The following is a 12,998-nucleotide window of genomic DNA, read 5'->3' on the forward strand; positions in this document are numbered from 1 at the left end:
GGGCCGGCCCGGCGCCGAACCACTTCACCGCACCCGAATCGAAGGATCCCGATGACCGTCACCGACCACGTCCGCCCCGTCATCGCTGCGGCGTCCCCTCTCGATCTCGGCGCCCTGCTGTCGCCGCGGCGGGCGAAGATCGTCTGCACCCTCGGGCCCGCGGTCGCCACGGACGACGGGCTGCTCGAGTTGGTGGAGTCGGGGATGGACATCGCCCGGCTGAACTTCAGCCATGGCGACCACAGCGATCACCAGGCCAACTACGACCGGGTCCGGGCGGCCGCGGAGGCCACCGGCCGATCGGTCGGGATCCTCGCGGACCTGCAGGGGCCGAAGATCCGTCTCGGCCGCTTCGCCGACGGCGCCACCGTGTGGGCGAGCGGGGAGACGGTACGGATCACCGTCGACGACTGTCCCGGCGACCACGACCGGGTCTCCACCACCTACAGTCGCCTCGCCGACGACGCCCGCCCCGGCGACCACCTGCTCGTCGACGACGGCAAACTCCACCTCGTTGTCACCGCCGTCGAGGGCCCCGACGTGGTCTGCACCGTCCTCGAGGGCGGACCGGTGTCGAACAACAAGGGCCTGTCGCTGCCCGGGATGAACATCTCCGCTCCCGCGCTGTCCGACAAGGACGTCGACGACCTCGAATTCGCCCTCCGGCTCGGCGTGGACCTGGTCGCACTCTCCTTCGTGCGCGCCGCCGCCGACATCGACCGCGTCCACGAGGTGATGAACCGAGTCGGCCGCCACGTCCCGGTGATCGCGAAGATCGAAAAGCCGGAAGCCGTCGACAACCTGGAGACAATCGTGCTCGCGTTCGACGCGATCATGGTCGCCCGCGGCGACCTCGGAGTCGAAGTGCCCCTCGAACAGGTCCCGCTGGTGCAGAAGAAGGCCGTGCAACTCGCCCGCGAGAACGCGCGGCCGGTGATCGTGGCCACCCAAATGCTCGATTCGATGATCGAGAACTCCCGCCCCACCCGGGCCGAGGCCTCCGACGTCGCCAACGCCGTCCTCGACGGCGCCGACGCTGTCATGCTCTCCGGCGAAACCTCCGTCGGCAAGTACCCGATCGAGACGGTCCGCACCATGGCCCGCATCCTCGCCGCCGTCGAACGCGAAACCACCACCGTTCCTGCCCTCACGCACACACCCCGCACCAAGGGCGGGGTCCTGTCCTTCGCCGCCCGCGACATCGGGGAGCGATTGCACGCGAAAGCCCTCGTCGCGTTCACCCAATCCGGGGACACCGTCCGCCGCCTCGCCCGCCTGCACACCCCGCTGCCACTACTGGCCTTCACCCCGCTGCCCGAAGTGCGCAACCAACTCGCCCTGACGTGGGGCACCGAGACCTTCCTCGTCGACCCCGTCCGCACCACCGACGACATGATCCGCCAAGTCGACACCGCCCTCCTCCGACTCGACCGCTACCGGCACGGCGACCTCGTCGTCATCGTCGCCGGATCACCCCCGAACACCATCGGCTCGACCGACCTCATCCACGTCCACCGCATCGGCACCAACGACCACACCTCCCACTGACCATCGGGTCGGGGGGCAAGTGCACCAGTCCGGCCACGAGCACCGCGTAGCGCGTTCGACGGCTGGGGCCGCGGCCCGTGCGCGACCCCAGCGCGTCGACCAGGGTTCCTCAGCGGCTGACGGCCTTCTGGTAGCGACGGATCGCGAAGGGCACGAACACGATCAGCATCGCGGCCGTCCACAGCAGCGACGCCAGGATCGGGTTCTGCAGCGGCCACGCGTCCGACACGGGCATCGCCGGATTGGTGTTGCCGAACAACTCCCGCACAGCCTGCGTCAGGGCCGACACCGGGTTCCATTCCGCGATCGTCTGCAGCACCGGGGGCAGCGAGGAGATGTCGACGAACGTGTTGGCCACGAACGACAACGGGAAGATCACCATGAAGCTCGCATTGTTGAACACCTCCGGCGTGCGGATCCACATCCCCACCACCGCCATCACCCAGGACAGCGCGTAGGCGAACAACAACAGCAGCGCGTATCCGGCAAGGGCCTCCCCGAACGACGAGTGGATCCGCCACCCGACGAGCAGGCCCGTCAGCGACATCACCACCAGGCTGAGCACGTTGATGAGCACGTCGGTGGAGGTGCGGCCGACCAGCACCGCGGACGGCGCCATGGGCAGCGAGCGGAACCGGTCGATGATGCCCTTCTGCAGGTCCTCGACCATGCCCAGACCGGTCCAGGTCGCCCCGAAGATCACCGTCTGGGTGAAGATGCCGGCGATGAGGAACTCGCGGTAGGACATCCCCGGAACCTGGATCGCGCTGCCGAACACGTACGCGAACAGCAACACGAACATGATCGGCGAGAGCATCGTGAAGACGATGAGGTCGGGCACGCGCTTGATCTTGATGACGTTGCGCTTGGCGATGGTGACCCCGTCCGACACCATCATCTGAGCCGTGTTCATCCCACCGCCTCCTCGATCTTCTCGTCCGCCTCGTGCCCGGTGAGGGCGAGGAACACGTCGTCCAGTGTCGGTTTGCGCAACGCCACATCGGTGACGCGGATGCCCGCCGCGGACAGCCGGCCGAGCGCCGTGGCCAGCACATCGGCGCCGCTGCCTGTCGAGCCGGTGTCGCTGACCGGCACGGTGACGCGACCGGATCCCGCGTCGGCCTGGATCTCGCCGACCGCGAGGTCGTCGAGCTCGCGGCGCACGGTCGGGATCGTGGCGGCGTCCGCGACCCCCAGCTCGATGCGTTCCCCGCCCACGAGGCTCTTGAGTTCGTCGGCGGTGCCGCGGGCGATCACGACGCCCCGGTCGATCACCGCGATCCGGTCTGCGAGCCGCTCCGCCTCCTCCATGTACTGGGTGGTGAGCAGCAGCGTCGTCCCCTGCGCGACGAGCTGGTCGATGACCTCCCACAGCTGGAGCCGGGCCCGCGGGTCCAGCCCGGTGGTGGGTTCGTCCAGGAACAGCACGGGTGGCTGCGCCACCAGCGCACCGGCGAGGTCGAGCCGGCGCCGCATGCCGCCGGAGTAGCCCTTGACCGGACGGTCCCCGGCCTCGACCAGGTCGAACTGCTCGAGCAGCTCACGCGCCCGCTCGCGGCTGCGCTTGATACCCAGATGGTAGAGGCGACCGACCATTTCGAGATTCTCGAACCCGGTGAGATACTCGTCGACCGCGGCGTACTGGCCCGAGGCGCCGATGTGCGAACGCAGAGCGCGCGCGTCGGCGACGACGTCGAGTCCCGCCACGGTGGCCCGGCCCTCGTCCGGTACGAGCAGGGTGGTGAGCACCCGCACCGTGGTCGTCTTGCCGGCGCCGTTGGGCCCGAGCAGCGCCGTCACCGTCCCTTCCGGGACTCGCAGATCGATTCCGTCGAGGGCCGTGACCCGTCCGTACCTCTTGATCAACCCCTCGGCGACTATGGCGTCGGCCATGAGTCCTCCCCGTCGTCGGATGTGCGCCCCAGTGTGCTACAGACCTCCGACAGGTTTCGAGCGGTTTTCCCGGCTCGTCAGATACCGGCCAGCAGTCGTTCCTGATAGCGCCGCATTCCGGTGAGCCAGCGGTCGTAGTCGGCGCCCTTCATCCGGTACATGTCGAGGACCTCGGGGTGCGGCAGGATCAGGAACTGCTCGGCCTCGACCCCCGCGAGCACCACCTCCGCGACGTCGGCCGGTTCGAGGACCGCCCCCGCGGAGGTGACGGCCCGCGCGGCCGCCATGCCCAGCCCCTCGCCGGAGGTCTCCCCCTCGTGCAGCAGCTGGGTGTTCACCCCCATGGGGCACACGCAACTGACGCGGATTCCCTTGTCGCCGTAGGTGACCGACAGCCATTCGGCGAATCCGACGGCGGCGTGCTTGGTGGCCGAGTAGGTGGCCGAACCGATCTGGGTGAGCAGCCCGGCGGCGGAGGCGGTGCTCACGAAGTAGCCCTCGCCGCGCTCGAGCCATCGCGGCACCATCAGCTGCGCGGCCCGCACGTGCGCGCGCAGGTTCACGTCGAGCGCGAGGTCCCAGGCCGACTCGTCGGCGCCGAGCCCCGCTGCCCCGGCGACTCCGGCGTTGGCGAAGTACAGCGCGACGGGACCGAGGTCGGCCTCGGCGCGGTCGACGATCTCCCGGATCCGGTCGGGATCGGCGACGTCGGCGCCGACGCCCACGGCCAGACCGGCGCCGTCGGGATCGAGTTCGCGGGCCACGCGCTGCGCGGCGTCGCCGTCGAGATCGGCGACGAGCACCCGCGCTCCCGCGGCGACGAGCCGGGCAGCGAGTGCGGCGCCGATCCCGTTACCGGCTCCGGTGACAACGGCGACCTTGCCTTCGACGTGCACTGGCGTTCCTCTCGTCGGGGATGATGTCTCTCTGTTTAGTTGAATCAAACCTCGAGTTCAAGTGGTTGCCGTGGCGGCGCGCTCCGGGATCCGCAGCGCATTGGCCCACAGCCGCGTCAGGGTGGTCACCAGGACGTCGAAATCCACCGGCTCGGCGTCGCCGAGGGCGAGCGTCGAGTAGGCCAGGCGGCTGACCATGCCCGACAGCGCGCGCGAGGCGAGCATCGGATCGAGTTCCGGATCGGCGATGCCGCGCTTCTGCAGCTCCGCGATGCTGCGCGCGTTGCGCCGGATGAAGGTCTCGCCGCGCCGGCGCCGCAGCTCGCGGAAGCGCGGATCGATGCTCGCGACCTGCTCGAGCAGCACCATGAGGCGGGCGTTGCGGCGGTACGCCTCGAGGTACGCCCGGTTGCTGGCCTCGAGCACCGCGTACGGGTCGTCGGTGCCCGCGGCCCGGCCCATCCCCGGGTGCAGCATGTCCTCCTGGGCCTCCTGGAGGACGGCCGCGAACACCTCCTCCTTGTTGTTGAAGTAGGTGTAGAAGGACCCCGTCGAGCACTTCGCCTCACGCGTGATGTCGGTGAGCTTGCTGTCGAGGAACCCGGACCGCTCGAAGACGACCCGGGCCGCCGCGATCAGCTCGGCGCGGCGGCGCGCCCCGCGCTGGGTGACCGGCGGGTCGTGCAGCAGGTCCGCCGGCGCCATGGACGGCGCCGGTCCGTCCCAGTCGGCGTCGCGGCCCGCGTCGCCGCGGCCTGAGTGTGAGGCGGAATTCATGTCCTACTTATACCGTCCCGGTCGGCTCCCGGCCGTGATGTCCGGCCGGATCCTCCCGGGTCCGGGCGGACACCGGCGCCCTCAGCTCCTCGCCAGCACCAGTCCCGACGTCGGCACGCCGGTGCCCGCGGTGACCAGTACGTTCTCCACGTCGGGAACCTGATTGACGGATGTGCCGCGCAGCTGGCGCACCCCCTCGGCGATGCCGTTCATCCCGTGGATGTACGCCTCGCCGAGCTGGCCGCCGTGGGTGTTGAGGGGCAGCCGGCCGCCGAGCTCGATCGCCCCGTCGGCGACGAAGTCCTTCGCCTCGCCGGGCCCACAGAACCCGAGTTCCTCGAGCTGCATGAGCACGTACGGCGTGAAGTGGTCGTAGAGCACCGCCGTCTGCACGTCCTGCGGGCCGAGGCCGGACTGCTCCCACAGTTGGCGGCCGACGATGCCCATCTCGGGCAGCCCCGTCAGGCCGTCACGGTAGTAGCTGGCCATGATGTACTGGTCCGGTCCGCTGCCCTGGGCGGCCCCCGCCACCACGGCCGGCGGCTGGGGCAGGTCCCGCGCCCGTTCGGTCGTGGTGACGACGAGCGCGACGCCGCCGTCGGACTCCTGGCAGCAGTCGAGCAGGTGCAGCGGTTCCGCGATCCACCGCGAATTCTGGTGGTCGTCGAGGGTGATCGGCCTGCCGTGGAAGAAGGCATGCGGATTCGTCGCGGCGTGCCTGCGGGCCGCGACGGCGACCTTCCCGAAGTCCGCGCTGGTGGCCCCGGTGACGTGCATGTAGCGCCGGGCGGCCATCGCCACGAACGAAGCGGGGGTGCCCAGGCCGTGCGGATAGGAGAAGGCGTAGTCGGTGCCGGAGGAGTTGACCTGCGCGGACAGCGCGGTGTTGACCTGACCGTACCGCGCCCCGGAGCGCTCGTTGAAGGCCCGGTACACCACCACCACGTCCGCGACGCCGGTGGCGACGGCCATCGCCGCCTGCTGCACGGTGGCACATGCCGCGCCGCCGCCGTAGTGGACGCGGGAGAAGAACTTCAGGCTCGGGATCCCCACCGCACGTGCGACGGCGATCTCGGTGTTGGTGTCCATCGTGAAGGAGGTCAGGCCGTCGACGTCCGCCGGGCGCAGGCCGGCGTCGGCCAGCGCCGCCCGCACCGCCTCCGCGGCCAGGCGCAGTTCGCTGCGGCCGGAGTCCTTGGAGAAGTCGGTGGCGCCGATGCCGACGATGGCGGCGCGGCGGGACAGGTCGCTCATGTGGAGCCTCCGATCTCGAGGACGGCCTTCGCGGTGATGTGGTCGCCCAGACCGTTCTTGCCGACGATGTCGACGGTGATGCGCCCGTCGGCCTCGACGGCGGCGACGGTCCCGGTCAGGGTCAGCGAGTCGTATGCGTACCAGGGCACCCCCAGCCGCAGCGAGACCGACTTCAGCACCGCGCGCGGACCGGCCCAGTCGGTGACATAGCGCTGCACCAGCCCGGTGTCGGTGAGGATGTTGACGAAGATGTCCTTCGACCCGCGCTGCTGCGCCTTGTCGCGGTCGTGGTGCACGTCCTGGAAGTCCCTGGTGGCCAAGGCCGTCGAGACGACGAACGTCGGATCGGCCCGGATCGTCAACGGCGGCAAGGATTGTCCGACGGTGACCGTTCCCGCGTTCATGCGCGCTCCTCGCTCGGCTGCCAGGCGTACAGGGTCCAGGGGTCGCCGCCGGTCTCGTCGTCGCCCGGGAAATCGAGAAAGATCGCCTCGACCGGCGTCCCGATGCGCACGTCGCCGGGGTCCACCCCGCGCAGTTCGCCGAGCATACGAACGCCTTCCTCGAGTTCGACGAGGGCGACGACGTACGGCACCGTCCGCCCCGGCACCTTCGGCGCGTGGTGCACCACGTAGCTGAAGACGGTGCCGCGGCCCGACGCGACGACGTAGTCGGTCGTCTCGTCCTTGGCCAGCCACAGCGCCGGCACCGGCGGGTGCTGCAGCGTGCCGTCGGGCCGCCGCTGGATACGCAGTTCGTGCGCGGCGACACCGTCCCAGAAGAACCGCGTGTCCTGCGACGCGGACGGCCGCAGCATGCGGGTGGGGTCGAGGTCCGCCGGAACCGCCGGGGCCGAATGTGACACCGGTTCGGTTGAATCGACAGAATGTGACATTCGGCCGGTCTCGCGGAGGGGCGGCGCGAACTTGAGGATGCGGAAGAGCATTTCGGCGACCACCTCGTCGCCGACCTTCCACACGCTGCGGGTGGTGAAGAACCAGCCCTCGCCGAGGCCGGTCTTCTTCGGTCCGGCGAGGTCCTCGAGGGTGGACTCGATGGTCACCTCCTCGCCGTGGCGCAGAAAGCGGTGGTAGACCTGATCGCAGTTCGTGGCGACGACCGACGTGTAGCCCGCCTCGTCGAGGATCTCCGTCATCCGGCGGAGCGGATCGTCCTCCTCGCGCTTGGCGCCGAGGCCGCGCATGGTCCACACCTGCGCCATCGCGGGTGGCGCGACGAGGCCGCCGTGCCCGGCCGCAATCGCGGCGGATTCGTCTGTGTAGATCGGGTTCTCGTCGCCGATCGCCTCGAGCCAGTTGCGGATCAGCGGCAGGTTCACCCGGTCGCGGCCCGCACGCGGCTTGGACGGCCCGTCGGCGCGGACGCGTTCGGCGGCCGCGCGGATCTCGTCGTGGGGGCCCGGCACGGCGGCGCTCATCGACACGTCCCCCTTCACCGCGGGACCCGGGGCATGGCCAGGCCCGCCGTCGCGATCAGTTCCCGCATCACCTCGTTGACACCGCCGCCGAAGGTGATCACCAGGTTCCGCTTGACCTGCATGTCGAGCCAGCGCAGCAGGTCGGCGGTCTCCGGGTCGCCGGGATCCCCGAACCGGCCGACCATCTCCTCCGCGAGCCGGCCGACACGCTGGATGCGTTCGGTGGCGAACACCTTGGTGGCCGACGCGTCCGCGATGTCGACCGCCTCGGATTCGCTGGCGGCGACCTGCCAGTTGAGCAGTTCGTTGAGCCGGAACGTCGCGTGGATCTCGCCGAGCCCGCGCCGCACGTCGGGTTCGCCGAGCAGGTCCCGGGAACGGGCCCAGGCGAACACCCGGTCGTAGAGCCCGCCCACGCGGCCGGCGGGGCCGAGCATGACGCGTTCGTGATTGAGCTGGGTGGTGATCAGCCTCCAGCCCTCGTTCTCCTCGCCGACGAGCATCTCGACCGGGACGCGCACGTCGCTGTAGTACGTGGCGTTGACGTGGTGCGCGCCGTCGCAGGTGATGATGGGGGTCCAGCCGAAGCCGGGGTCCTTGGTGTCGACGATGAGGATCGAGATGCCGCGGTGCCTCGAGTCGGCGCTGCCGGTGCGCACCGCAAGCCAGACGTAGTCGGCGTCGTGGCCGCCGGTGGTGAAGATCTTCTGCCCGTTCACGACGTAGTGGTCGCCGTCGCGCACGGCCGTGGTGCGCAGTGCGGCGAGGTCGGTCCCGGCGTCGGGCTCGGAGTAGCCGATCGCGAAGTGGACCTCGCCGGCGAGGATGGCGGGCAGGAACTTCCGCTTCTGTTCCTCGGTTCCGTAGACCTGCAGGGTCGGCCCGACCGTCTGCAGGGTGACACTGGGCAGCGGCACGTCGGCGCGCACGGCCTCGTTGACGAAGATCTGCTGCTCGACCTCACCGAAGCCGCGGCCGCCGAATTCGACGGGCCAGCCGACGCCGAGCCAGCCGTCCTTGCCCATCCGGCGCACGACCTCCCGGTAGGTGGGGCCGTGACGCTCGGTGCGCATGATCGCGGCCTCCTCGGGGGAGATCAGGTCCGCGAAGTACCGTCGCAGTTCCGCCTGCAGCGCACGCTGCTCGTCGGTCAGATCGATGAACACCGGGCCCCCACGAGGTCGAGTCGGTACGAGGCGCCGCCGAGCAGGCGCGCCAGATCCTTTGCGGTCGAGGAATAGCGATGCAGCGGATAGGTCTCGTCCACGCCGAGACCGCCGTGCAGGTGGTGCAGCACGCGCACGGCGGGCGGCAGCTCCGTGGCGATCCAGTACGCCGCGACGTCGAGGTCGTCGTCCGCGGCGGCGCTGCGGGCGTCCTGCGCGACCCGCCAGGCCGCGGCGAGCGCGGCGACGTGCAGGGTGCGGGAGGTGACGTAGACGTCGGCGATCTGCTGGGCCACCGCCTGGAAGGCGGCGAGCGGCTTGCCGAACTGGTGCCGGGTGCTCACGTGCTGTGCGGTGAGCTGCGTTGCGCCCGAAAGCAGTCCGTCCGCGTAGGCGCCGACCGCCGCGAGGGCGAGGCGGTACAGGACGGCGACGTCGGCGGCCGGGTCGGCGCCGTCGCCGAGGAGCAGGCCCGGCGCGGACTCGAGCCGCACGGAGCACTCGGGGGCGCGGGCCGACGACGGGCTCTCGGTCAGGGTCACGCCCGGCGCCGTGGGTTCGACGGCGATCACACCGGCGTCGGTGGGCACCAGGATCTTTCGCGACGTCGCCGCGTAGGGCACGCCGACGAAGTGCCCGGTGACGGCGTGGCGTTCGCCGTCGGGTACCGCCGTGGCGGCGGGGGACGCCGGGAAGGCGCGGCCGACCTCGGCGAGGGCGGCGGTGAGGACGGCGCCGTCGGCGACGCCCGCGAGCAGCTCGTCCTGCTGCGTGTCGGCGGCGAGGATCCGGACGGGCAGCACACCGAAGCCGAGGGTGGCCAGGGCGGGGACGGGTGCGGCACGTCGCCCGATCTCGGTGAGCAGTGCGGTGACCTCGGCGACGCCGAGGTCGTCGCCGCCGAGCCGCGCGGGCAGGGCGAGGGAGAGGAGGTCGGCGTCGGCGAGGGCGCGCCACAGTTCGTCCGGCCTCAGGTCGCGGGCGAGCAGGTCGACGGCGACCTGGGCCACGGCCTCCTGCGTGTCGTCACGAGCGAAGTCCACGTTTCCACCTTCGATTAGAACGTGTTCTAGTTGTATCACCTCGGCAGGGCGGGTGGAAGCACCCGTCAGCCGCGCGGCAGGCCCAGCAGGCGCTCCGCCGCGAGGGTGAGCAGGATCTGCTCGGTGCCGCCGGCGATCGTCAGGCAGCGCGTGTTGAGGAACTCGCGCGCGAGGGGGCCCTCGACCCAGCCGGCCGCACCGGCGAGATCCAACGCGAGCTCCGCGGTGTCCTGGCGCTGCCGCACGCCGATCAGCTTGCGCACGCTCGACGCCGGGCCGGGGTCCTGACCGTCGAGCTGCGCGAGGGTGGTCCGCAGCTCGAGCAGCGACCCGGCCGTGGCCTCGGCGACGAGCCCGCCGATCCGGTCCTCGGCGACCGGGTCGCCGGGTGCCACCAGGTCCAGCAGTTGCTCGACCGCCTTCCCCAGCGAGGATCCGCCGCTCATCGCGACCCGTTCGTTGGCGAGCGTGGTGCGGGCGAGCTTCCACCCGCCGCCGAGCGGGCCGACGACGCACTCGTCGGGGACGAACACGCCGTCGAGGAACACCTCGTTGAAGAGCGCGTCGCCGGTGATCTCCCGAAGCGGCGAGACGGTGATGCCCGCGGACTTCATGTCGACGAGGAAGTAGGTGATGCCCTTGTGCTTCGGGGCGTCGCGGTCGGTGCGGGCCAGGCAGATCGCCCAGTCGGCCTCCTGGGCCAGCGAGGTCCACACCTTCTGCCCCTGCAGGCGCCAGCCCCCGTCGACCTTCTCCGCGGCGGTGCGCAGCGACGCCAGGTCGGATCCGGCGCCCGGCTCCGAGAACAGCTGACACCAGACGATCTCACCGCGCAGGGTCGGCAGGGCGAAGCGGTCGATCTGCTCGGCGGTGCCGTGCTCGAGGATGGTGGGCACGGCCCACCACCCGATCACCAGATCGGGCCGGTCCACGCCGGCGGCCGCGAGTTCCTCCTCGATGAGGATCTGCTGCGCGGCGTGCGCGCCCCGGCCGTACGGCGGCGGCCAGTGCGGGGCCAGGAACCCGGCCTCGGCGAGCGCGGCCCGCCGCTGCGGTCCGGGCCGGTCGAGGAGCTGCGCGATCTCGGCACGGATGCGCACGCGTTCGTCGTCGAAGGCGCTCAGGTCGACGGTGAGGTGACGGCGGGCGCCGGAGCGGGCGAGGCCGGCGACCCGGGCCCGCCAGGCGGCGGAGCCGCCGAGCAACTGACGGGTGACGACGACGCGGCGCAGGTACAGGTGGGCGTCGTGCTCCCACGTGAAGCCGATACCACCGAGCACCTGGATGGCATCCTTGGCGTTCTGCACGGCGGCGTCGAGGGCGACGGCGGTCGCGACGGCCGCGGCCAGGGGCAGTTCGTGCGGGGCCGCGTCGGCCGCCACGGCGGCGTCCCAGGCCGCCGCGCGGATCTTCTCGGTACGGCAGAGCATCTCGGCACACAGGTGCTTGATCGCCTGGAACGAGCCTATGGGCTTGCCGAACTGTTCGCGGATCTTGGCGTACTCGACGGCCGTGGCCAGGGCCCAGCCGGCGACGCCGGCGAGTTCGGCGGCGGCGAGCGTGGCGGCGAGGTCGCGCACCAGGCCTGCCGGGACGCAGACGACCCGGTCGGTGGTGACGGCGACGCCGGCGAGCCGCACGCGGGCGAGCGCCCGCGACTTGTCGAGGGTGTCGAGGGGTTCGAGGTTCAGTCCGGGGGTGTCGGCGTCGAGCAGCGCCCAGCGTTCGGTCCCGCCGTCGGTGCCGATGCGGACCAGGACCGCGACGCCCGGCTCGCCGCCGAGCGCCGGGCCCGCGTCGCCGTCGAGGTCGTACCCGCCCTCCCGGGTCGTCGCGGTGAGCGCGCCGTCCAATGCGACGGCGGTCGGCAGGGTGCCCTCGGCCAGGAGTTCCGTCCACTTGGCGCCGTCGGTGCCGGCGGCGCGGCCGAAGACGAGCGCGGCCAGGGCGGTGGGAAGGACGGGGCCCGTCGCGAGGTGGTGCGCAGCCTGTTCGAGCATCGTCGCCAGGTCGACGATGCCGGCGCCGGCGCCGCCCGCGGCCTCGGGCACGGCGACGGCGAAGATTCCGAGGTCGGCGAGCGATTCCCACCCCGGCCGCCACATGGTCGCCGGTCGTTCGCGTAGGTTCTGGATCGGCGCTGTGGCGCGCGCCCAGGCCTTTACAGAGGCCTGCGCGGCCTGCTGTTCCTCGGTGGTGGCAATGCTCACAGCGGGTTTCCGCCTTTCGGGAATGACACGATGCCTAGAACGTGTTCTAATATGACAGCCGGTTCAGAGTCAAGGCAGAGGAAGACATCTCGATGACGACATCGTCCCGCTCACGTTCCACCGGCGGCGGCGGAACTCTGACCGCCCTCACCGAGGACGATCTCAGTTCCAACGCCCAGAAGGAACGGCGCAAGCGGATACTCGACGCCACCCTGGCGCTCGCCTCCAAGGGTGGGTACGAGGCCGTACAGATGCGCTCCGTCGCCGAGAAGGCCGACGTGGCCGTCGGCACCCTGTACCGGTACTTCCCCTCGAAGGTGCACCTGCTCGTCTCGGCCCTCGGCCGCGAGTTCGCGCGCATCGAGGGCAAGGGCAAGATCCCCCCGGGCCACACGCCGCTCGAGCGGATGCAACTGATCCTGAGCCTGATCACGAAGGCGATGCAACGTGACCCGCTGCTCACCGAAGCCATGACCCGGGCGTTCATGTTCGCCGACGCCTCGGCCGCCGCCGAGGTCGATCAGGTCGGCCTGCTCATGGACCGGCTCTTCGCCCGCGCGATGAACGAGGGCGAGCCCACCGAGGAGGAACTGGCGATCGCCCGCGTCATCAGCGACGTGTGGTTGTCGAACCTCGTGGCGTGGCTGACGCGGCGCTCGTCCGCGACCGACGTCGCGCGCCGGCTGGAGCTGACCGTCGAACTGCTGCTCGGCGACGGATCGCAGCGTCCGGCCTCGATTCCGGTCCAGGAAGGCTGACCTGCGCCGCGAGGA

12 protein-coding genes are annotated in these 12,998 nt (G+C 70.9%); 2 read left to right on the forward strand and 10 right to left on the reverse strand.

Translation table 11 applies throughout. The features are described from left to right. The first annotated feature begins 51 nt into the window (after positions 1-51). Positions 52-1,548 (forward strand): pyruvate kinase, encoded by a 1,497-nt coding sequence (gene pyk / locus A4U64_RS21050; protein ID WP_198163321.1) that lies wholly within the window; start codon positions 52-54, stop codon positions 1,546-1,548. A gap of 109 nt (positions 1,549-1,657) precedes the next feature. On the opposite strand, the gene A4U64_RS21055 is transcribed toward pyk, so the two are convergent. From A4U64_RS21055 to A4U64_RS21100, 10 genes are all read right to left on the reverse strand, one after another. Then, on the reverse strand, positions 1,658-2,461 hold the full coding sequence (locus tag A4U64_RS21055) for an ABC transporter permease (RefSeq protein WP_006943393.1): 804 nt from the start codon (positions 2,459-2,461) through the stop codon (positions 1,658-1,660). Further along, entirely contained in the window at positions 2,458-3,441 is a 984-nt protein-coding gene (locus tag A4U64_RS21060) for a daunorubicin resistance protein DrrA family ABC transporter ATP-binding protein (protein WP_006943394.1), read from the reverse strand. Before A4U64_RS21060 ends, A4U64_RS21055 begins: the two co-directional genes overlap by 4 nt. Before the next feature lie 77 nt (positions 3,442-3,518). After that, the gene (locus tag A4U64_RS21065) at positions 3,519-4,337 is read right to left on the reverse strand and encodes an SDR family oxidoreductase (protein WP_006943395.1); all 819 of its coding nucleotides are present in this window, start codon (positions 4,335-4,337) and stop codon (positions 3,519-3,521) included. A 57-nt stretch (positions 4,338-4,394) separates the two neighbouring features. Further along, positions 4,395-5,114, reverse strand: a complete 720-nt coding sequence (locus tag A4U64_RS21070; RefSeq protein ID WP_043797593.1) for a TetR/AcrR family transcriptional regulator — start codon at positions 5,112-5,114, stop codon at positions 4,395-4,397. Between the two features lie 81 nt (positions 5,115-5,195). Beyond that, complete coding sequence (locus tag A4U64_RS21075; RefSeq protein WP_065923066.1) at positions 5,196-6,368, reverse strand: lipid-transfer protein; 1,173 nt, start codon at positions 6,366-6,368, stop codon at positions 5,196-5,198. Next, positions 6,365-6,772 (reverse strand): MaoC family dehydratase, encoded by a 408-nt coding sequence (locus A4U64_RS21080; protein WP_065923067.1) that lies wholly within the window; start codon positions 6,770-6,772, stop codon positions 6,365-6,367. The genes A4U64_RS21075 and A4U64_RS21080 overlap by 4 nt, the downstream gene beginning before the upstream one ends. After that, positions 6,769-7,806, reverse strand: coding sequence for a bifunctional MaoC family dehydratase N-terminal/OB-fold nucleic acid binding domain-containing protein (locus tag A4U64_RS21085; protein ID WP_065923547.1), 1,038 nt, complete (start codon positions 7,804-7,806; stop codon positions 6,769-6,771). Before A4U64_RS21085 ends, A4U64_RS21080 begins: the two co-directional genes overlap by 4 nt. A gap of 14 nt (positions 7,807-7,820) precedes the next feature. After that, on the reverse strand, positions 7,821-8,972 hold the full coding sequence (locus A4U64_RS21090; protein ID WP_006943410.1) for an acyl-CoA dehydrogenase family protein: 1,152 nt from the start codon (positions 8,970-8,972) through the stop codon (positions 7,821-7,823). Next, positions 8,957-10,015 (reverse strand): acyl-CoA dehydrogenase family protein, encoded by a 1,059-nt coding sequence (locus A4U64_RS21095; RefSeq protein ID WP_065923068.1) that lies wholly within the window; start codon positions 10,013-10,015, stop codon positions 8,957-8,959. Before A4U64_RS21095 ends, A4U64_RS21090 begins: the two co-directional genes overlap by 16 nt. Positions 10,016-10,080: 65 nt before the next feature. Next, the gene (locus A4U64_RS21100) at positions 10,081-12,225 is read right to left on the reverse strand and encodes an acyl-CoA dehydrogenase (protein ID WP_065923069.1); all 2,145 of its coding nucleotides are present in this window, start codon (positions 12,223-12,225) and stop codon (positions 10,081-10,083) included. A gap of 92 nt (positions 12,226-12,317) precedes the next feature. On the opposite strand from A4U64_RS21100, the gene kstR reads away from it, so the two are divergent. After that, positions 12,318-12,983 carry a cholesterol catabolism transcriptional regulator KstR gene (gene kstR, locus A4U64_RS21105; RefSeq protein ID WP_006943416.1) on the forward strand — a complete coding sequence of 222 codons (666 nt, stop codon included), beginning with the start codon at positions 12,318-12,320 and terminating at the stop codon, positions 12,981-12,983. Positions 12,984-12,998 lie beyond the last annotated feature (15 nt).

Origin of the sequence: Rhodococcus sp. WB1, from assembly GCF_001700945.1 — a bacterium.
Classification (GTDB): Bacteria; Actinomycetota; Actinomycetes; order Mycobacteriales; family Mycobacteriaceae; genus Rhodococcus; species Rhodococcus aetherivorans.